Here is a 21,246-nt window from a genome sequence, read left to right on the forward strand (position 1 = left end):
CAGTTGCTCGCCCTTTATGCGTCACCGCGCTCCTTGCGCCGATACGGAAACACATCAATCACCTTCCCCTCCCGAATCGCCTCTTGCAGTCCCTTCCAATAGTCGGCGTTGTACAACTCACCATGCAGCTCATCAAACAACTTGCGCTGGCCGGCATCGGCAAACAGGAACGGCGGGAACTCCTCCGGGAACACATCCAGCGGGCCGATGGAGTACCAGGGCTCGGAGGCCATCTCATCTTCGGGCGTACGCGGCGCCGGGATATGCCGGAAGTTGGCTTCAGTGAGGTAGCAGATTTCGTCGTAGTCGTAAAACACCACGCGACCATGACGGGTAACACCGAAGTTCTTCAGCAGCATGTCGCCGGGAAAGATATTCGCCGCCGCCAGTTGTTTGATCGCCAGTCCATAGTCCTCCAAAGCTTCGCGCACCTGGGCCGGGTTGGCGTTTTCCAGGTAGAGGTTGAGCGGGGTCATGCGCCGTTCGGTCCAGCAGTGGCGAATGAGCACCGTGTCGCCTTCCACTTCGACCGTGCCGGCGGCCACTTCGAGTAACTCGGCCAGGCACTCGGGCTCGAACTTGCTCAAGGGGAAGCGGAAGTCGGCGAACTCCTGGGTATCGGCCATGCGCCCGACGCGGTCGACGCTTTTAACCAGGCGGTATTTCTCGATCACCGTGGCGCGGTTGACGTTTTTCGACGGCGAGAAGCGGTCCTTGATGATCTTGAACACGGTGTTGAAGCCCGGCAGGGTAAACACGCTCATGACCATGCCGCGCACGCCGGGGGCCATGATGAACTGGTCGTCGGTGGTGGCCAGATGATTGATCAGCGCACGGTAGAACTCCGACTTGCCGTGTTTGTAGAAGCCGATGGAGGTGTACAACTCGGCGATGTGCTTGCCCGGCAGGATGCGCTTGAGAAAACCGATGAATTCCGCCGGCACTGGCACGTCGACCATGAAGTAGGAACGGGTAAACGAAAAGATGATCGACACCTCGGCTTCGTCGGTGATCAGCGCATCGATCTGGATGCCTTGTCCTTCGCGGTGCAGCAACGGGATCACCAGGGGCCATTGTTCGTCGCGGGTATAAAGGCGCCCTACCAGATAGGCGCCTTTGTTGCGGTAGAGCACCGAGGAAAACAGCTCGACCTTGAGGTCAGGGTCCTTGCAGACCCAGTCGGGCAGGCTTTCCCGCAGTTGCGCTTCGAGGCGCTGCAGGTCGGCGTTCAGGTCGGCATAGGGTTCGCTGAAACGGTAGTCGGCAAACATCTGCGCGAGCATCTCACCGATGTTGCCGGCGGGCAGGTAGGTGCGGGTCTGCGCGGCCCGCGCCTTGCGCAGGCTTGGCCGGGTGGTGTGGATAAACATGCAGCCGTCGCTGATCAGGTCGTGGCTGAACAGGCCGCAAAAGATCGAGTTGTACCAGGTCTCGGACAGCTCATCGTCGAAACGCAGGTCGATCAGGCTGATGTAGGCGCTTTTCACCAAAGGCCACAGGTTGATATCCAATAAGTCCACGTCAGCGAAGCGGGCGTGCAGGCCCGTGGTCACCTCAAACACCTTCTCTTCATAGAGGTTGATCCGCGCCGCCGAGGCGGCCTGGCCTTGCTGCCATTGGGCCTTCTCGAACCGCTCGCGGGCGCCATCGGTGATCTGGCGAAAGTGCTCACGGTAATCGTCGAAGCCGTCGAGGATCGTGCGGGCAATCGCGAAGGCGGGCGTGGGTTGCGACATGCGGGAAACCTCGAACGGGCATCGGGAAGCCCTGAGCTTAGCCAGTGTACGTAAGCAGGAGAAGGGTGATTTTTTGCGCAGCGTTGTGCCCCTGCGCTGACTTTGTACATTTGTTTTCAATTTATTTAATTCGACCATACGGTCAATAAAAACACCGTGTTGTCGCCTTGCGTTCGCCCAATAGCCGCTAACGGCGGGGCTTGGCACCCCGGCAGCAAAAATAGCAGACCCGATTCCATTACTGATTCCACCTCAAGGATTGGATCCAACTAAGGGAAACCCCGATTACCACGGTAGTGGCACTTTGATATATAGCGCGCCCTCTCCCACCCTAACAAGGTCAAAAGACCGATCCGGGAGCAGGTTCTAATCGCACAAGGAGCATTGAGATGTCATTGAGGAACATGAGGATCGGTCTGCGTGCCAGTCTGAGTTTTGGGGTGTTGGCCAGCTTGCTGGTGATTGTCGGGCTGTTCGGCCTGGGGCAGATGGCCAAGCTGCGCGAAAGCGCGCTGGTCATCGAACGGTCGTGGATGCCGAGCATCGAGAATATCCACGACAGCGCCGCCTTCGTGGCCAGCATCCGCCTGGAGGCCCTGCGCCTGGTGACCACCGACGAGTCGCGGGTGCGTGACAACAGCAGAAACCTGATCACCCGCCAGCGCAGCGACCTGCAAACCCTGTTGGATCACCATGAAACCCTGCTGACCAACGACGAAGAGCGCGAGATGCTCAAGCAGGTGAAAACCGACGTGGCCGGCTACCTGGCGATCGTCAGCCAGATGGTTGATTTGATCGACAAGGATCAGCAGCAAGACGCCATTGACCTGCTCAACAACCGTCTCGCCCCTCAAGGCACGTTGCTCAGCCAGAGCCTGGAAAAGCTGATCGTCTTCAACCAGAACGGTGTCGAAGCCGCCGCCGATTCCGCTGCACAGATGTATTCGAGCGCGCAATGGGTGGTCGGCCTGATCATTGTGTTTGCACTGATCGCCACCTTGCTGCTGGCCTGGCTGCTGACCCGCAGCATCACCGCGCCGCTCAGCCAGGCGCTGACCGTGGCGCGCACCATCGCCGCCGGCGACTTGAGCCAGCCGATCAAGGTGCAAGGCCATGACGAGCCGGCCCAATTGCTTACCGCCCTGGCCACCATGCAGACACAGTTGCAGACCACTATCCGAGGCATCAGCGAGTCGGCGCAGCAATTGGCGTCGGCCGCCGAAGAAATGAGTTCGGTGATGGAACAAAGCACCCGTGGCCTGCAAGCGCAAAACGATGAAATCGAACAAGCCGCCACCGCGGTCACCGAAATGAGTGCGGCCGTGGACGAAGTAGCGGGCAATGCGGTGTCCAGCGCCGAAGCGTCCCAGGCCTCGGATGAAGACAGCAAGCACGGCCACTACCAGATCAGCGAAACCATCAGCTCGATTCAGAACCTGGTGGACGAAGTGCTCGGCGCCTCGAACAAGGCCGAAGGCCTGGCGGTGCAGGCCCAGGACATCAGCAAGGTGCTGGAAGTGATCCGTGGCATCGCTGGGCAAACCAACCTGCTGGCCCTCAACGCGGCGATTGAAGCCGCGCGTGCGGGTGAAGCCGGACGCGGTTTTGCGGTGGTCGCCGATGAGGTGCGCTCCCTCGCGCAGCGCACCCAGGACTCCACCGAAGAAATCGAGCAGATGATCAGCGGTATCCAGCAAGGCACCCAAAATACCGTCGAAGCGCTGAACAGCAGCGCCGATCACGCCGGCCAGACCCTGCAACGGGCCAACAGCGCGGGCAGTGCCCTGGAGAAAATCACCGCGGCCATTTCACAAATCAGCCAGCGCAACCTGGTGATCGCCAGCGCCGCCGAGCAGCAAGCGCTGGTTGCCCGTGAAGTGGACCGCAGCCTGGTGAATATCCGCGACCTGTCCACCCAGACCGCCGCCGGTGCGACCCAGACCTCGGCCGCCAGCCAGGAACTGTCGCGCCTGGCCGTGGACCTGAATGGGCTGGTGACGCGGTTTGTTCTGTAATCAGTCAAAGCGGCGTGCAACACTCGCCGCCTGATTGATTTAGGAATATTCCGTGAGACCTGTCGACACCCTTTACCTGCTGGGACTGGCTGCCATCTGGGGCGCGAGCTTTCTGTTCATGCGCATCATCGCGCCGGAAATCGGCCCCATCCCGACCGCATTTTTTCGCGTATCCATAGCCGCCGTCGGCTTGCTCGTAATGCTGGCGGTGATGCGAGTGAAGTGGGACTTCCAGGGCAAATTCAAAACCGTCCTGCTACTGGGCGTCATCAACTCCGGCATCCCGGCCACCCTGTATTCAGTGGCCGCCCAAGTGCTGCCGGCCGGTTACTCGGCGATCTTCAACGCCACCACGCCGTTGATGGGGGTGTTGATTGGCGGGCTGTTCTTCAGCGAACGCCTGACCCCGTCGAAAATCGCCGGGGTCAGCCTGGGCCTGCTTGGCGTTGGTGTGCTGACCCGTGCGGGACCGGTGGCGTTTGACCTGGAATTGTTGATGGGCGCCGTGGCCTGCCTGCTGGCCACCACCTGCTATGGCTTTGCCGGTTTCCTCGCACGGCGCTGGCTGGACCAGCGGGGTGGGTTGGACAGTCGCCTGTCGGCCTTGGGCAGCATGCTCGGCGCGACGTTGCTCCTGCTGCCGTTGTTTGCCTACAGCGCAATCAGCCATCCGCCTGCGAGTTGGGGCGGCGGGCAGGTGTGGGTGTCGTTACTGGGGTTGGGATTGGGGTGTACGGCGTTTGCGTACGTGTTGTATTTCCGCTTGCTTACCGCCATTGGGCCGGTGAGATCGATGACCACGACGTTCCTGATTCCGCCGTTTGGCGTGCTATGGGGCGCGCTGCTGTTGGATGAGCCGTTGTCCATGGCGCATGTGTATGGCGGGGTGCTGATTGCGGCGGCGTTGTGGCTGGTGTTGCGACCGGGGAAGCTGGCTAGGGCGCTGTAGACAGGTTTCATGTGGGCACGTTGGGACGGCCGCTTTAATGAGAGTGTCAGATTTTTTGTGTTCGGGCCGGTTACGGCCTGCCGTCAGGCAGGCCATCTTTACCAGGTCGGCCTGATAAATCGATCTCCGTACAGAATCGCAAATTGATTCATTGCGTTCTTCCAATCATGAGCTGCACTGCCCCAGTTCGCGGTGATATTTCGTAATGCCAGCCAGATTAGTTTTGTCGCGGCCTCATCCGTTGGGAAGTGGCCTCGCGTCTTGATGACCTTGCGCAACTGGGCATTGATACTCTCGATGGCATTGGTTGTGTAGATCACTTTGCGTATCGCCGGGGGAAACACGAAGAACGGGATAACTCGATCCCAAGCACGTTTCCAAGCTGATACGACTGTCGGATATTGCTTACCCCAAGGCCCGGCTTCGAAAGCCAGTAGCGCTTGTTCTGCGGCGTCAGCATTGAGTGCTTGATAGATCGGTTTCAGTGCCTTGGCCAGCTCACGGCGCTTATCCCACGGGGCGTAATCGAGGCTGTTACGGATCAGGTGGACGATGCAGGTCTGCAACGTCGTCTCAGGAAACACAGCACTCAGCGCTTCGGGCATGCCTTTGAGACCGTCAGTTACGGCGATCAAGACGTCTTCGACGCCTCGGGTTTTCAGGTCGTTAAAGACCTTCATCCAAAATTTGGCGCCTTCGGTTGTTTCAATCCAAATGCCCAGAATATCTCGCGTTCCGTCCGGCAATACTCCCAGTGCCAAGTAGATCGCTTTGTTGCGAACCAAGCCTTCGTCGCGAATTTTGACTCGCAATGCATCGAAGAAAATTACCGGGTACATCGGTTCAAGCGGTCGCTGTTGCCAGGCGGTAACCTCCTCCAACACTGCGTCAGTGACGGAGCTGATGAAATCGTGAGAGACGTCTGTTCCGTACTGTTCAGAGAGAAACGCCCGGATTTCGCGAACCGTCATGCCTCGGGCATACATCGCGATAATCTTGTCATCGAAGCCGGTAAAACGCCGTTCGTGTTTGGGGATCAGAATCGGAGCAAAGCTTCCATCACGGTCTCTGGGAATGTCCAAACGCAGCGGACCGTCATCGGTTAGCACCGTTTTTCCGCTCTTGCCGTTGCGCTGGTTACTCGACTCCTCAGGGCGCTCCGCGCCCTGAGGATAGCCAAGGTGGTGGCCCAACTCGGCACCAAGAGCTCGCTCGATCAGCGCCTTTTTGAACGCCATCGAGGCATCCTGAATGGCTTCGGCACTCATCGGGCCGCTGACGAACTGGTCGATCAGCTCTTGGGGAATGGATGGAAGGTCTCGCGGGGCCTCACGGGCCGGTTTCTTTTTGGTCGGCATACATGCACCTCTATCAACATGTTATGCCCGAACACAAAATTTATGACAGTCCCGCTTTAATCGCCGGTCGTTTTTTCCAAGCGCGGCGATGTCCACGCGCTTCGGATTCAACCTGCTTCACTTCGGATTATTGACCTATCCGTCACTAAGTTATTTAAGGGAGTTCAAGTATCAAGCAGCCGCTTAACTTAAACTCCCTTACAAGACCCAACCCCACCAAAAAAACCATATAAATCGTATTGTCCATCAGTAAATTCCGAAAAACCAATTCACCGCATTACAAATAACCCCGAACTTGTAACACACTGTCAAACTTTAATTGCGCAGGCAATTCCCTTCCCGAGACTCAGTAAACACCCACGCCCAAGGCGTGCCGTAACGCCACGACGCTGGCCCTACCCTCTGAACAGCCCACGCCCTCTGCGCCTTAATATTGTCTGCCGACACATTTTGTGATTTTTTGTAACAATTTAGTGATACAAAGGGCAACGGTTTCTGAAAAAATCTCAAGACGACACTCGAACGGCGTGCTTTTTCTTTAAAATCAGTAGGTTATTGATTTTATCATCAGAAATCCTCGGAAACTGCTAACTCACCGAATTAACACCCCTGTACGAAAATGTAAACGCCTCTGTCAGGTTTTTTCTTACTGTCTGATCAGATTCAAGGTGCTACGGTGTGAGGGCTTCGACCCCTTAGGAGCGCCTCCCAAAGGGGTTGAGACGAAACGTCTGACCAAAATTTCGGAGTCACAATGGCCACGGATCGCGCTAAATGAAACTGCTAGTCCCGTTTATATTCTTCATCACTTAAGAACTCTCGCCCCCCCCGCTTGCGAGGTTCGATCATTCTGTTTTTTAATATTTGGACATAGTTACTTAATTAGCGCCGTACCGGAGCATTTAAATGACTAAGCCCAATCGATGCACCGGTAATGGTAATAAAGTGATTAAAGCCCCGATCAAAGCTCTGTCCATTTTTGGAACTCGGCCCGAAGCAATTAAAATGGCGCCGTTGGTCATCCAACTGAAAAATGACCACCGATTCGAGTCCAGGGTCTGTGTCACCGCACAGCATCGGGAGATGCTCGACCAGGTGCTCGACCTGTTTGACCTGACCCCAGAGTACGACCTGAACATCATGAGGGCCGGCCAGGACCTGACCGGCGTGACGACGGCGATCCTGCAAGGGCTCAAGCCAGTCCTTGAGGCGTTCAAGCCAGACATCATCCTGGTCCACGGCGATACCGCGACGACCTTCTCCGCCAGCCTTGCCGCTTACTATCAGCAAATCCCCATTGCCCACGTCGAAGCGGGTTTGCGCACCAACAATCTCTATTCGCCCTGGCCTGAAGAAGGCAACCGACGATTGACGGGCAGCCTTGCCACTGTGCATTTCGCGCCTACGCAAACGTCTCGGCAGAACCTGCTTCGAGAAGGAGTAAGCGACGCGGCCATCCACGTCACGGGCAATACCGTGATCGACGCGCTGCTCAGCGTCGTGCAGAAACTCGACGACCCGGCGTCACACCTGCAAGCGCAGTTCGACGCGCAATTTTCCTTCTTGCCCAAGGAGAATCGCATGGTACTGATCACTGGCCATCGCCGCGAGAACTTCGGTGATGGCTTCGAGCGCATCTGCCAGGCATTGGCCAACGCTGCCCGCGAATTCCCATCGGTGGAATTCGTCTACCCGGTGCACTTGAACCCCAATGTTCGCGAACCCGTGCAACGTCTGCTCGCGGACATCAGCAATGTGCATCTGATCGAGCCGCAGGACTATTTGCCATTCGTCTACCTCATGACCCGCTCCTACCTGATCCTCACTGACTCCGGTGGCATCCAGGAAGAAGCGCCGGCCCTGGGCAAGCCCGTCCTAGTTATGCGCGACACCACCGAACGCCCCGAGGCCGTTGAAGCCGGGACAGTGAAATTGGTCGGCACCGACGTTGAATCAATCCACCGCAACCTGAGCCTTTTGCTCAGCGACAACGCGGCTTATCAAACCATGAGCTTTGCCCACAACCCTTACGGCGCAGGCAAGGCCTGCGAGCTGATTCGTGAAGCATTGATCGCATTGCACAGTAAAAAAGACAGGGGCGCAGTATGAGTTTTCCAAGGGTTTCGGTGATCGGCCTGGGGTACATCGGGCTGCCCACTGCGGCCATCTTTGCCTCTCGCAAAATGCAAGTCATCGGCGTCGATGTCAACCAGCAAGCCGTCGACATCATCAACCGCGGTGAAATTCACATCGTTGAACCAGAACTCGATATGCTGGTGCACGCTGCCGTCACCGAAGGCTACCTGCGTGCGACCACCGTGCCTGAGCCGGCGGACGCCTTTCTGATTGCCGTGCCGACGCCCTTCAAGGAAGACCACCAGCCGGACCTCAGCTACATCCAGTCGGCCAGCCAGGCCATTGCCGGTGTATTGAAGAAGAACGACCTGGTGATCCTTGAGTCGACGTCGCCAGTGGGCGCGACAGAGCAGATGGCTGCCTGGCTCGCCGAGGCCCGTCCGGACCTGACGTTCCCCGCCACCCACGGCGAGCAGTCGGACATTCGCATTGCCCACTGCCCTGAACGTGTCTTGCCCGGCCACGTGCTGCGCGAACTGGTCGATAACGACCGGATCATCGGCGGCATGACCCCGGCGTGTTCGGCCGCTGCCGTGCGCCTGTACGAAGCGTTTGTCGAAGGTGAATGCATCATCACCGACACCCGCACGGCCGAGATGTGCAAACTCACCGAAAACAGCTTTCGTGATGTGAATATCGCGTTCGCCAACGAGCTTTCGATGATTTGCGCCGAACTCAAGATCAACCCTTGGGAACTGATCCGTCTCGCCAACCATCACCCTCGGGTCAACATCCTGCAGCCAGGCCCTGGCGTCGGTGGGCACTGCATCGCCGTCGACCCTTGGTTCATCGTGAGCAAGACACCTTACCTGGCGAACCTGATCCGCTGCGCCCGTGAAGTGAATGATCGCAAGCCGCTGTGGGTCATTCAGCAGGTGAAGGCTGCGCTGACGCAGCTCCTGCTCGACAACCTCGACATGACCGCTCGCCAGGTGCGCATTGCCTGCTACGGGCTCGCGTTCAAGCCCGACATCGATGACCTGCGTGAAAGCCCGTCACTGAGCATCGCTCAGGTGCTGGGCGAGGAACTGGGCGTGGAATTGATGCTGGTCGAACCGAACATCGAATCCCTGCCGGCCTCGCTGGCGCGGCATCAACTGGTGGACACCGCCCACGCCCAGGACAGCGCCAACATCCACGTATTGCTGGTCAAGCATCGTGAGTTCAAGTCGATGGGTGCATTGCGCAACGACGCCGTTGTGATCGACGCCGCCGGCGTGTTTGCGGCCAGATAAGAGTATTGATGATGAATAGCGTCCAACTTCCAACGACAACGCAAGCCCCTGCGCCACTGGCGGATATTCATGACCGTGTAATGGAGGCGTATTACGGGAAGTTGGGCGAACACTTCATGCGTGAAACCCAGTCGCGGATTCACTGGATCTGCGCGCAGGTATCCGGGCGCCGAGTGCTGGATGTCGGTTGCTCCCAAGGCATCGTCCCCTTGTTGCTGGCCCGCGAGGGTTGCGAGGTCACCGGCGTCGACACCAGCCCGCAAGCCATCGAGGAAGCCAAGCGCTACCTGGCGAACGAGCCTGCGCACGTGCAGGAAAAAATCTGCTATGTGAACGCTGACTTCCTGTCGCTGAACACCCAGGACGCCGAGCCTGACACCATTGTGATCAGTGAAGTACTGGAACACCTGGTACGCCCTGAACTGTTCGTCGAGAAAGCCGCGTCCCTGCTCAAGCCGGATGGCTGCCTGATCATCACCGTGCCCTTTGGCGTCAACGACTTCATCGACCACAAGCACACGTTCTATCTGCTCGAACCCCTGCGCCTGCTCAGCAAGCACCTGCATGTCACGCAGGTAAAAGTGCTGGGTAAATGGCTCGGTGTGGTTGCCACCAAACCCCACCAGGCAACAGCACCAGCCCCGCTCAGCCTGGACCTCGAACTAATCGCCACCCTCGAAAAATCCTTCGAGGCCATCGAGCGCAACCTGCAGAACAGCCTGACCAGCACCAGTAAAAACCTGACAGACGCCAACACCAAGTACCGCGCCGCCACCGAGCAGATCGCTCAGCTCAAGCCCGAAGCGGCGAAGGCCAAGGCGTTGGAACACACGGTCAGTGTCCAGGACGCCGAGTTGGCCAAACAGGTCGAGCTCAAGGCGAACCTGGAGGAAGCCAACAACAAGTACCGCGCCGCCACCGAGCAAATCGCTCAACTCAAGCCCGAAGCGGCGAAAGTCAAGCCGCTGGAACACACCATCAGTGTCCAGGGCACCGAGTTGGCCAAACAGGTCGAGCTTCAGTCGAGCCTGGAAGAAGCCAACAACAAATACCGGGCCGCCGCCGAGCACAACCAACAGCTCAAGACACGACTGAGCGAGCTTGAGGCGCTGAAGCTGTCTCAGCACGAGCAGTATCAGTCCGAGCTCACGGACATGCGCGGTTGGCACGCCGAAGCGCAAACCCGCTTGAACGTGCTCAACGATGAAGTTCAAGCGCTCACCGAGCAAAACCTGCGGCTGCAGGAGCAAATCGCTGAAGAACGCGTGGCGCGTCACCTGGCGGAAACCGAACGCTTGAATACAGCCCACCAGGCCGAAGAACAGCGTCACGCCCATGAGGCGCTACAGGTCAATCTGGAAAAAGACATCGACAGCCTGTTGCTGCAAATCGACGGGTTCCACGCCCAGTACGAGCAAGAAACGCTTGAGTTGAATGAAGAACTCAAAAGCAGCCGCGCGCGCAGTGCCGAATTGTCGGACGCCCTCGAACAGGAACGCACCTCTCGCCCTCTGCTGGAAAGCGATCTGCAACTCAAGGCCGCACACCTCGACGAGCGCGAACAAACCCTGAACCTGGTACAGCGTGAGTTGGCCGCATGTAAAAGTTGGCTGGAAGACGCCAATAAAAAATACCGTGAAGCGACCGGTGCGCAGATTCCACATCTGAAATCCGAACTGAACAAGCTCCGCGAGCAATCAGGCGAGCAACGACGCCGGATCGAAGCGCTGAATGATGAACTGCGCAGCTCGCAAGCCAAGCGACACCTTGCAGAACAACGGCTGATCAAGACCCGCTCCAGCATCACCTACCAACTGGGCTACCAATTGAAGTCGGGCGCCGGTTCATTCGGCGGCATGATGCGCCTGCCGGGCAACCTGCTCAACCTGTACCGGCAAGCCAACAAAAGTCGCAAGAGCACGCCTGTTCTGAGCGTTGGCGTTGAAGCGCCCGTCGCGGCACTGCCGCCTCCGCCAGCCGCGGAATCCGTGCTGTTGCCCGTCCTGCTCGACGACGCCGTCCACTTGCGCAACAGCCTGCTCAACGGCGCCCAGGGCTCAACCAGTGCCTTGAAAGTCGCCTGTGTGATGGACGAATTCACCTTCGGTTCCTATCGCAACGAATGCAACCTGCTGCCCCTGACGCCGCACGACTGGCTGGCGGAGCTGCAACAGTTCCAGCCGGAGTTGCTCTTCATTGAGTCGGCCTGGCGCGGCAAGGACGATTTGTGGGGTAGCAAAATCGGGCATAACGGCCAGGAACTGCAAGACATACTGAAGTGGTGCAATGAGCACAACGTGCCGACGGTATTCTGGAATAAGGAAGACCCGGTCCACTTCGAGACCTTCCTCTCCACCGCCAAGCAGTTCGACTTCGTGTTCACCACCGACATCGACTGCATACACCGCTACAAAGGCGCACTGGGTCACGAGCGGGTCTACTTGCTGCCCTTCGCCTGCCAGCCGGCCGTGCACAACCCGGTCGAGTTGTATGAGCGCAAAGATGCGTTCTGCTTTGCCGGTGCGTACTACGCGCGCTACCCCGAGCGCACCCGCGACCTGGCCAGCTTTGTCAGCGAACTGCCGCGTCTGCGCCCCCTGGATATCTTCGACCGCAATTTCGGCAAGGACGACAAGAACTACCAGTTCCCTGCCGAATACCAACCCTACATTGTCGGCACCCTGAGCTTCGACCAGATCGACCTGGCCTACAAAGGCTATCGCTATGCGATCAACCTCAACTCGATCAAACAGTCACAGTCGATGTTCGCTCGTCGCGTCTTCGAATTGCTCGGTTCCAACACCGTCACCGTCAGCAACTTCTCCCGTGGCGTGCGCTTGCTCTTTGGTGACCTGGTCATCACCACCGACAGCGGGCCGGAAATGCTGCGTCGGCTGAACCTGCATACCAGTGATGAGCGTTACAGCGACAAACTGCGCCTGGCGGCCCTGCGCAAAGTCATGCAAGAGCACACCTACACGCACCGCCTGAACTACGTGATCAGCAAAGTGACCGGCGAACAGGCTGCAGACACCCTGCCCCGCCTCTGCATCGTCGCCAAGGCCGAGAACGCTACGCAACTGGCGGCCTTGAACCAGCACTGCCTACGCCAGCGTCACCCGGACTTCACGCTGCACCTGGTGGCCGATGAGCAGGTGCAGCGCACCGCACCGGCCTGCGACCCGCGTCTGCATTTCATCACCCCGGCACAGGCAGCAACCGTCACGCTGCAAACGCTGGCACCGAATGCCGCATGGGTGGGGACGATGGTTGCAGAGGATTACTACGGCCCTAACTACCTTCTCGACCTGGCCCTGGCGACACGCTACAGCCAGGCACAAGTGATCGGTAAAACCGCGCATTTTGTCCAGGCGGCAGACGGCATCCACCTGACCAACCCTGGCCAGGCCTATCGCCGACCGGCACACATTGCCGTGCGGACCAGCCTGATTCACGCCGGCCTGATAGCCGATCAGCGCGTCAACGACTGGCTGGCCAACGCGCCATCCCAGGAATACGCACACGAACAATGCCTGGCCATTGACGCCTTCAACTACTGCAAGCAGGCAGACGGCGCCGACGTGTCAGCCGTCGTGGACGACCTGGCGCTGGACACCGGGATCAGCATCGACGAGCTTCAACGTCGCGCCGAAGCCATTGCGCCGCTGGAAGCCAGCCACACGTCACCGGAAATCTGTGGCAGCCAACTGGCCGCGCTGTTTGAGTCGATGCGCAGCAAGCACCTCACGGAAACCGTTGAAGGCCGGGAGTGGCAAATTTCGTCCACGCTTGAAGATGGCAAGCACGAGTACCACTACGCCAAGCAGGAACTGACGATTGATGTGCTGGGCGGCGGTGACAAGGTCAAGCTGTACCTGGACGCAACGCCGGGCCTGAATATCCAATGGGTAGTGCTGTTCCTGGATGCGCAAAAGCAGCGCATCAGCCACGTGATGCAAAACGCCAACCGCAACCACACCTTTGACGTACCGCCTGAAGCGGCGTTCGTTCGCCTGGGCGTGCGGGCGTACGCCAACGGCAGCACGCATATCAAAGCGCTGGTGCTGGGCCATCGGGACTTGCAGCCCAGCGAAATGCTGGGCAAGTCCGAACACCTGCTGATCACCAACCACTACCCGGCCTACGACGACCTGTACCGCAACGGTTTTGTCCACACACGCGTTGCGGCCTACAAAGAACAGGGCGTCAACGTCGACGTGTTCCGCCTGCGCAACAACGAGTCGGTGAGTTACCACGAATTCGAAAACATCGACGTGGTCACCGGCTCCCAGGCAACCCTGGCAACCATGCTCGAATCCGGCGCCTACCGTTCGGTGCTGGTGCACTTCCTCGACCCGGGCATGTGGGAAGTGCTGCGCAAGCACCTCGACCACATCACATTGACCGTGTGGGTCCACGGCGCCGAAATCCAGCCTTGGTGGCGTCGCGAATACAACTTCAACACCGAAGAACAACTCGCACTGGGCAAACTCGACAGCGACAAGCGCATGAGCTTCTGGCGTGAACTGCTACAACCGATGCCGGCCAATCTGAAACTGGTGTTTGTCTCGCGCTACTTTGCCGAAGAAGTGATGGAAGACCTCGGCTTCCGCTTGCCGGAAAGCCAGTACGAGATCATTCATAACCCGATCAATACCGAGCTGTTTTCCTATGAGGAAAAGCCGGTTGAGCAGCGCAAGAAGATCCTGTCGATTCGGCCGTATGCATCACGTACGTATGCCAACGACTTGAGTGTCAAGGCCATTGAGTTGTTGGCGCAGAAGCCTTGGTTCAAGGAGCTGGACATTCTCATGGTGGGCGACGGCCCGCTGTTTGAAGAGACTCTCGCGCCGTTGCGCCACTACCCCAACGTGCGAATTCAACGAGGCTATCTGCCCCAGGCTCAAATCGCCAAGTTGCACAAGGAGTTCGGGATTTTCCTGTGCCCAAGCCGAATGGACACCCAAGGTGTTTCGCGCGACGAGGCAATGGCCTCGGGCCTGGTGCCCGTGACCAGTGCCGTGGGTGCAATCGCCGAGTTTGTCGATGCTGACTGCGGGTACCTGTGTGAGCCGGAGTCGTTCACCGGTTTGAGCGACGCCATAGAGTCGCTGTTTCTCGATCCAACGCTTTTCGCTCAACAGTCCGTCAACGCCAGGCGGCGTGTCGTACAGCAGAGCGAGAAAACGCATATTTCCACAGCCGAATTAGCGCTGTTCGGCAAAATGAGTCGTCATGAATAAGTCATTCAAGCATTACATTTTTACCAACTTCGGCATCGGCATCAAAGATGAGCTGTGGCTCATGTACCGTATGGAGATACTGCTGAACACGGTTTTCCCCTCGTTGGCCAACCAAACCACCACCGATTTCGAATGGATTATTTTTGCTGACACGCAATTGCCCGTCGTGCATTTGCACCGGTTGCAACAGGCCATTGCGCAGACCTCACTGAATGCAAGAATCATCCAGGTGGACGATTACTCGTTGGTCAGTAATGAGGTTTCGCGGCTACTGAAACACGAACAGGCGCCGACCGTTATCACCTCGCGTATTGATGACGACGACTGCATTCACACCAACGTCATGGCCCTGATTCAAGACGCTGCGCTGAATACCGCCGTGTCGGAGCAAGTGTTGGTCATATCGCTGAACAACGGCATCGAGTTTCTGCCCTCCGATAATTGTTTCCGTGAAGTGACTTACGACACGCTTGCGTTGGCCCTGACCCTGGTTGACCGCTCGTCTGGCGTCAAAGAAAAAAGCATCACGCAGTATGCGCACCACCTCGTCATCAAGACGCTGGAAAAACACAACATCCCGTCCGCCCACATTTCCTTGAAGAAGCCTTACCCGCTCTTTCTCTACACCAAGCATCCGCTCAGTGACTCCTATTTCTTTGGCGCGCGCGCCAGGATCCTGGGGGATACGGCAAAAAGAACAGGGTTCGATCCGAAATTCTTCAGCGTTTATGGCTTGAGCCAAGACAACTTGAATTACCTGGGCACCATGTTGCGCCAATCACCGATTGGCATGCCGCACAAGTACCTGGAGAAACTCGGCAACCTGAGAAACGAGATCAAGAAAACCCTGCGTGAGCCCACGGAAAACTCAGCCAGTGAACTTGAAGTTCTAACGGCCAAAAAAGAGCGATTCGAACGTCGGGCAGTGCGACCTAACCCAGTTAACGGCGCGAGCGAAAAAGTCCGCGTGGCCATCTTGGGTTCCTGCGTGACACGCGACCTGTTTGAATTTCAGAAGTCTGCGTTGGGTGACTTTGAACTGTGTTTTTATATGGCCAGATCCTCCGTTATCTCCTATATGGGCATGCCGTGCACAGATAGGAGAGTAAGGATCCGAGGCGAAGGATTCGAAGACAAACGTGCGGCCTATGACCTAGCCAAGAATCATTGGGCGGACCTCGAAAAAGCGCGCCCGGACATTATCCTTATCGACTTCATCGACGAGCGTATCGGCCTGATTCAGCACCATGGCTCAATCTTTTCCGCCAGCGGGCCAATGATCAAAGCGTTCGAACGAGCGGGTATCGAATTTGAGATCAAGCGTCCCTGGAGTGCCGAAGCAACGGCACTCAGAGAGTGGGCGCTTCCTGCCTTCCTAGAAAAAGTCGCGTCCATTTGCCCGAACATTTTCGTGCATAAAGCGGTATGGGCAAACACCTACCGCGACACGGCCAATCAGGTTGAATCGTTTGATACGTCCGAGTTCGCAAAACTTATCGAACTGAATAACGAAATCATCAACAACATGCTGGCCCCCCTGGAAGACAGTTCAACTGCGGTGGAGCAGATTGGCGGCATGGAGTCCGGCCTGATGGCGGGCGGCGACCACAAGTGGGCCTTCTGCCCCTATCACTACACCAGCACCTACTACAAAACCGTGGCGAAACAGCTACTCGCCCGCATCATGAATTAATAAAACCCCCGTTAACACTGAGCATTCAACATGAAAAAAATTGCCATCCTTCTCACTGCCCTGCTCAGCCTGGCGGGTTGCGGAAACGAAGATGCTTCAACCTCACAGAGCGCCACGAAAGCTGCGAGCAACAACACCCTGACGCTGAGCGATGGCGAAAAAATCTCCCTCAGCGGCGAACTGGTCAAAACGCTTGCCAAGCCCAATGCAAAGGGCGCGTTGAAGCTGCACGAAATCAAGTTCGATTCGGGAGCTAAAGTTGCCGAGAACACTGTTTTCCATAAATTTTCAAAGTTGGGCTACACCCGAAAAGTCATTGAAAACAGTGACAAGGCGTTCAAGGTTCATTACTACAAACCTGGCCTCCCGGTCGTAGGCAGCATCTATCAGGAACAAACGACCGCCGCCGGTCAAACCAGCCAGCTCTCATTGTATTGGCAGTCAATCTGAAGAATACCGGTAGAAGCATTGAGCCCCGCGGGGCTCCTGCAGATCGAGCACAAAGGTAATATTGGCTTATGACGTCCCCATTCAACCTACGATGACTAGACTTCAAAGAAGCATTAAATCTACTTTGGGGTGGTATTACTCGCTGGGTCGCAAGTTCTACGCCGTCACACCTGCGGCGACCCTCACCGTGCTTGCGGCGAACCTGTTCGCACAGATATTGCTGGTTCTTACATTCTTCCTGCCGATAAAAGTGTTGATCCTGCTCGGGTCGGACACCGTTCCAAAATACTATCCGCTGTACTTGAAAAGCCTGCAAAAAACCCACCTTATCGTTGGGCTCAGCCTGCTCGCGCTGATCTGCTACCTGCTCTATCTGACCTGCGAATTCATCATTTCCCATCACGCGAAGAAAGGCGCGCAAACGCTGCTTAAAAACAGTGGAAAACTCACCCTGTTTGAAAATCAGCAGCAGGTAGCTTCCCAGGCTTACGCACGTTTCACCCGTGGCCTGTCGGCGGGCACTTTCGCCGCTGCTTCACTCACCACATTGCTCTATATCTACCCGCTGCTTTTCTCTGCCACCCTTATCTACTGCACACTGGCCTACTTGGGCCTGGTCAATCTCTACAACAATAAAACCTCGATCAGGCGATTGCTTGACCAGCATCACGCGGTCACTTTGAATGCGCTGTGCTCAGTCGGTTTTCTATTCATTTTCGCCTGCATGATCGTTGATTTCTTGTACCTGTCGCCGCCCAAGATCTTCCCAGCCTTGATCTCGCTCCTGTTAATCAGACAGGGCATGTCCCGCTTCAACATCCTGCTGCAGGACATCATTGCGCTGCGCTCTCAGCACCGCCAGATCAACGCGTTGTTCTTCCACAATCAGCAACTCATTGTGGATAACGGCACCTACGCCGACAACATGACTGCGCTGCTCGACAAGACCCAGCGCGACCTTTGGATGGCGAACGCAATCAGCTGTGTCACGTCTGCGGACCTCACGCTGGTCTCCACCCGCTGGCACCAGATGGGTCGCGCGGACATCTACTCTTTTGAAGCAGAATTTGCGTCAACACACAGTGCCCAGCCCGAAAAATATTTGTTCAAATTATTCGGCGAGAACAGCAAGTCACTGGCCGAGCAAGAACATACGCTGTTGAAAAACACCCCGGACGCCCCAGCTCCGCGGTTCGCCGGAAGAACCAAGGTGCAAAACCTGGCCTGTCACGTCTTCAACTTTAATAACTATCGAAAGCTGTTGCATCGAGAAATCGGAAACGGCGTTGTCTCCATCAACGAACAACTGCTGTGCATTGAGCCAGCGGAATCGCTGGTCATGCGTTTCAGTCGTTCCCATCAATACCTCGAACAAAGACTTTCCCGCGACGTCATCAAGAACCTTCATATTATTTCCACACCGGAACAGGTGCCTGATATTGAACGGTTCAGTGAGCACTACCACGTTCTGATTGACGTGCTGGCCGCCTTGCCGAGGCAAATCATTTCTCAAGACACCACGTCAGACACGCTGCTCATTGACGACACGGGGACTACACACGTCAGTCACTGGGCCAGCTGGAAAATAGAGCCCGTCGGTTCAAATTGGCCTGTGGGGGAACACGCCAAACTCAAACATGCCATTGAGACTGCCAGGTTGAAGCGCCAAATCCTGGCCAATGTGCCCGCCGCCGCCATCGTGTTATGCGCATTCACTTACGCCTTTGAGCGCTTGTGCTACCGCTCGAACTTCAGCGACGCCATTGCCCTGCTACCCACCATGCTTGAGCAAATTGAGCTTCTTAAAACGTCCAGTCATGAACAGGAATAACCGCCAGTGACCCGCATCGCCATGATCGTCTGGAATGAATTCCGCAACGACGCACGTGTTTTAAAGGAAGCCCAGACGCTCCAGTCCGCTGGTCATCACGTGACGGTCTTTGCCTTGCACACACCCGGCGTCACGCAGGAGAAGGAGCGCCTGGAAAACGGTACTCAGGTGGTCCGTGTGGCGCGCAGCCCGTTATGGAAGCTGCGCAAGTCCCGCACAGCAGCGCCGGCAGCAGCTGCCTCGGCCAGCGGCGCAATCGGCCGCCTCAGCCCCACCCGACAAGTCCTACGCATCGTTGCACGGTTGTGGACTCACCTCGGCCTGCTGGCGCGGATAGCCTGGCATCGGCCGACGGTGGTGCATGCCCATGACGTCAATACCTTGCCCACGGCTTGGCTGGCGGCCAAGTTATGCGGGGCGAAGGTGGTGTATGACGCCCATGAAATCAGCACCAGCCGTGAAGGCTATAACAGCTTCCGTGGCCTGGTGGCCCGCGTGGAACGGACGTTGATGCCGAGGGTACAGGGCACGATCACCACGACCGACGCCCGCGCCAAGTTCTTTGCCCGCGCTTACGGGATCCCGCGTCCCGTGGTGCTGCAAAATCGTCCGCGCTTCACGGTCAGCCCTTCCACCGGGCGCATTCGCGAGGAACTGGGGCTGACCCAGGCCTGGCCGGTGGTGATCTATCAAGGTGGGTTGCAGCAAGGCCGCGGCCTTGAACGCCTGGTTCGGATCGCCGCGACGGTGCCCGCGACTTATTTTGTGTTCGTCGGTGGCGGCCGCCTGGCCAAGCCCTTGAGCGAACTCAGCCAGGCGCTGGGCCTGACGGAACAGGTGCACTTTATCCCGATGGTTTCCCTGGCCGACTTGCCCAGCTATACGGCATCAGCGGACATCGGGGTTCAACCGATTGAAAATACCTGTCTGAACCATTTCACCACCGACTCCAACAAGCTGTTCGAGTACCTGATTGCCGGCCTGCCCGTGGTGGCGACCGACCTGCCGGAGATTCGACGCATTGTGCGGGCATACGATATCGGGCTATTGGTGCGCGACCGTGACGATGCCGCCTTGAGTGCTGCACTCAATCAACTGTCCAGCGACCCGCAACTGCGCAAAGTGCTGGCGCAAAAAGCGTCACAGGCCGCCGCGCAGCTCAATTGGGAGCAGCAGGAAGATCAGTTGTTGAACCTGTACCAAACCGTACTGGAGCGCGGGCATAGCGCCCCACGCCAATGACCCGACGCATCCTGCTCCTGAGCTTCTACTACCCGCCGGACCTGGCGGCAGGCTCGTTTCGCGTCGAAGCGCTGGCCAAGGCACTGCTGGCGCACAGTGGCGCCAACGTGCACATCGATGTGCTCACGACGCAGCCTAACCGCTACCACTCGTACAACACCCAGGCCGAGGATTTTCAGGCGGGCCCACGCTTGACGATCCGGCGCATTCCCCTGCCCCCTCACAAAAGCAGGATGGCCGATCAAGTCAGGGCGTTTACCGCCTATGCCCGTGGTGTGAACAACGCGGTCAAGGGTCAGGAGTACGACCTGATTGTCGCGTCTTCATCACGCCTGATGACCGCCGCGTTGGGCGCGGCCCTATCATTCAGGAGCAAAACCTCGTTGTACCTGGATATCCGGGATATTTTCGTCGATACCTTGCCCGAGCTTTTCCCCGGTAAGTTTGGTCGGATGGTGACCCTGTTCTTCTCTTGGGTGGAGCGCTTCACGATCCACCAGGCCAGTCGGGTCAACCTGATTTCCCCGGGCTTCGAGGACTACTTTGTCGAGCGTTACCCAGGCCTGGCATTTTCGACGTATACCAATGGCGTCGATGACCTGTTCCTGCCGCCCTTGGGCAGCCCGCAAGTGCCCGCCCCCCACGCGAGCCGCCTTAAAATCCTGTACGCGGGCAACATTGGCGCAGGTCAGGGCCTTGAGCATATCCTACCGGCGCTGGCGCAGAAGCTGGCGAGCAAGGCCCAGTTCTATGTCATCGGTGACGGCGGTAGCGCGGACAAACTGCGCAGCGCCCTGGCGCAGCAAAACATTACTAATGTTGAGCTGATCGCCCCGACCAAACGCTCCAACCTGATCGAGCATTACCGGCAAGCCGATATCCTTTTTCTGCACCTCAACACCTTCAAGTCCTTTCGGCGCGTGTTGCCCTCCAAACTGTTCGAGTACGCTGCCACCGGCAAGCCGATCCTGGCGGGGCTGGCCGGTTACGCCAAGCAGTTCACCACCGCCAAGATCACCAATGCCTGCGTGTTTGAACCCGGAGATATCGACGGCGCGCTGCAGGCCCTGGACCGATTGAGCCTGTCGACCGTCAACCGGACCGCGTTCAAGGAAAACTATTCCCGCAGCCTGATCCAGCACCACATGGCGCTGGATGTGCTGAGCACCCCGCGACGAATGAAAGCACCTGGCCGTATCCTGCAGCACTTCCAAGCAATCAAGCGCTGGGCCTTTCTGCGCTTGGACTGGATGAGTTCACCCTGCCGATTCCCAGTCATCACCGAAGTGATGGCCGCCTCTCTGTTGGGCTAGACGAACAGGGCCCTTGAACCTGCGGTTTTTTACACGTGCTGTAAG

Annotated in this window: 12 protein-coding genes and 1 pseudogene; 11 read left to right on the forward strand and 2 right to left on the reverse strand. The window is 57.6% G+C overall.

Translation table 11 applies throughout. The features are described from left to right. Nucleotides 1–14: 14 nt before the first annotated feature. Nucleotides 15–1,736 carry a bifunctional isocitrate dehydrogenase kinase/phosphatase gene (gene aceK / locus AB3G88_RS20215; RefSeq protein WP_480451352.1) on the reverse strand — a complete coding sequence of 574 codons (1,722 nt, stop codon included), beginning with the start codon at nt 1,734–1,736 and terminating at the stop codon, nt 15–17. 404 nt (nt 1,737–2,140) lie between these two features. Between aceK and AB3G88_RS20220 the strand changes: the two are divergent. The 3 genes and pseudogenes from AB3G88_RS20220 to AB3G88_RS20230 all read left to right on the forward strand — a co-directional run. Beyond that, a pseudogene (locus AB3G88_RS20220) lies at nt 2,141–2,893 on the forward strand (MCP four helix bundle domain-containing protein); the annotation flags it as partial. Between the two features lie 81 nt (nt 2,894–2,974). Continuing rightward, the gene (locus AB3G88_RS20225; protein ID WP_480454461.1) at nt 2,975–3,751 is read left to right on the forward strand and encodes a methyl-accepting chemotaxis protein; all 777 of its coding nucleotides are present in this window, start codon (nt 2,975–2,977) and stop codon (nt 3,749–3,751) included. 52 nt (nt 3,752–3,803) lie between these two features. Then, entirely contained in the window at nt 3,804–4,700 is an 897-nt protein-coding gene (locus tag AB3G88_RS20230) for a DMT family transporter (protein WP_480451354.1), read from the forward strand. Nucleotides 4,701–4,798: 98 nt separating this feature from the next. Here AB3G88_RS20230 and AB3G88_RS20235 read toward each other — a convergent pair whose 3' ends face one another. Next, nucleotides 4,799–6,058, reverse strand: coding sequence for an IS256 family transposase (locus tag AB3G88_RS20235; RefSeq protein ID WP_015372597.1), 1,260 nt, complete (start codon nt 6,056–6,058; stop codon nt 4,799–4,801). Between the two features lie 906 nt (nt 6,059–6,964). On the opposite strand from AB3G88_RS20235, the gene wecB reads away from it, so the two are divergent. The 8 genes from wecB to AB3G88_RS20275 all read left to right on the forward strand — a co-directional run bounded on the left by wecB (nt 6,965) and on the right by AB3G88_RS20275 (nt 21,201). Next, nucleotides 6,965–8,167: a non-hydrolyzing UDP-N-acetylglucosamine 2-epimerase gene (wecB, locus tag AB3G88_RS20240; protein WP_480451356.1), complete on the forward strand. Its 1,203-nt coding sequence runs from the start codon at nt 6,965–6,967 to the stop codon at nt 8,165–8,167. Next, entirely contained in the window at nt 8,164–9,429 is a 1,266-nt protein-coding gene (wecC, locus tag AB3G88_RS20245) for a UDP-N-acetyl-D-mannosamine dehydrogenase (protein WP_480451357.1), read from the forward strand. The genes wecB and wecC overlap by 4 nt, the downstream gene beginning before the upstream one ends. Nucleotides 9,430–9,440: 11 nt before the next feature. Continuing rightward, nucleotides 9,441–14,672 carry a methyltransferase domain-containing protein gene (locus tag AB3G88_RS20250; RefSeq protein ID WP_480451359.1) on the forward strand — a complete coding sequence of 1,744 codons (5,232 nt, stop codon included), beginning with the start codon at nt 9,441–9,443 and terminating at the stop codon, nt 14,670–14,672. Next, nucleotides 14,665–16,365, forward strand: coding sequence for a DUF6270 domain-containing protein (locus AB3G88_RS20255; protein WP_480451362.1), 1,701 nt, complete (start codon nt 14,665–14,667; stop codon nt 16,363–16,365). The genes AB3G88_RS20250 and AB3G88_RS20255 overlap by 8 nt, the downstream gene beginning before the upstream one ends. Before the next feature lie 30 nt (nt 16,366–16,395). Beyond that, nucleotides 16,396–16,815 (forward strand): hypothetical protein, encoded by a 420-nt coding sequence (locus tag AB3G88_RS20260; protein ID WP_480451364.1) that lies wholly within the window; start codon nt 16,396–16,398, stop codon nt 16,813–16,815. Between the two features lie 124 nt (nt 16,816–16,939). Beyond that, nucleotides 16,940–18,646, forward strand: coding sequence for a hypothetical protein (locus tag AB3G88_RS20265; protein WP_480451366.1), 1,707 nt, complete (start codon nt 16,940–16,942; stop codon nt 18,644–18,646). A 6-nt stretch (nt 18,647–18,652) separates the two neighbouring features. Then, the gene (locus tag AB3G88_RS20270) at nt 18,653–19,888 is read left to right on the forward strand and encodes a glycosyltransferase family 4 protein (protein ID WP_480451368.1); all 1,236 of its coding nucleotides are present in this window, start codon (nt 18,653–18,655) and stop codon (nt 19,886–19,888) included. Then, on the forward strand, nt 19,885–21,201 hold the full coding sequence (locus tag AB3G88_RS20275) for a glycosyltransferase family 4 protein (protein ID WP_480451370.1): 1,317 nt from the start codon (nt 19,885–19,887) through the stop codon (nt 21,199–21,201). The genes AB3G88_RS20270 and AB3G88_RS20275 overlap by 4 nt, the downstream gene beginning before the upstream one ends. Nucleotides 21,202–21,246: the final 45 nt, after the last annotated feature.

It is taken from the genome of Pseudomonas arvensis (assembly GCF_056688935.1).

What these genes read in the sequence shown, in the direction of transcription:
- aceK (WP_480451352.1), bottom strand. Translation starts at nt 1,736, where the DNA reads ATGTCGCAACCCACGCCCGCCTTCGCGATTGCCCGCACGATCCTCGAC.
- AB3G88_RS20225 (WP_480454461.1), top strand. Translation starts at nt 2,975, where the DNA reads ATGGAACAAAGCACCCGTGGCCTGCAAGCGCAAAACGATGAAATCGAA.
- AB3G88_RS20235 (WP_015372597.1), bottom strand. Translation starts at nt 6,058, where the DNA reads ATGCCGACCAAAAAGAAACCGGCCCGTGAGGCCCCGCGAGACCTTCCA.
- wecB (WP_480451356.1), top strand. Translation starts at nt 6,965, where the DNA reads ATGACTAAGCCCAATCGATGCACCGGTAATGGTAATAAAGTGATTAAA.
- wecC (WP_480451357.1), top strand. Translation starts at nt 8,164, where the DNA reads ATGAGTTTTCCAAGGGTTTCGGTGATCGGCCTGGGGTACATCGGGCTG.
- AB3G88_RS20250 (WP_480451359.1), top strand. Translation starts at nt 9,441, where the DNA reads ATGAATAGCGTCCAACTTCCAACGACAACGCAAGCCCCTGCGCCACTG.
- AB3G88_RS20255 (WP_480451362.1), top strand. Translation starts at nt 14,665, where the DNA reads ATGAATAAGTCATTCAAGCATTACATTTTTACCAACTTCGGCATCGGC.
- AB3G88_RS20260 (WP_480451364.1), top strand. Translation starts at nt 16,396, where the DNA reads ATGAAAAAAATTGCCATCCTTCTCACTGCCCTGCTCAGCCTGGCGGGT.
- AB3G88_RS20275 (WP_480451370.1), top strand. Translation starts at nt 19,885, where the DNA reads ATGACCCGACGCATCCTGCTCCTGAGCTTCTACTACCCGCCGGACCTG.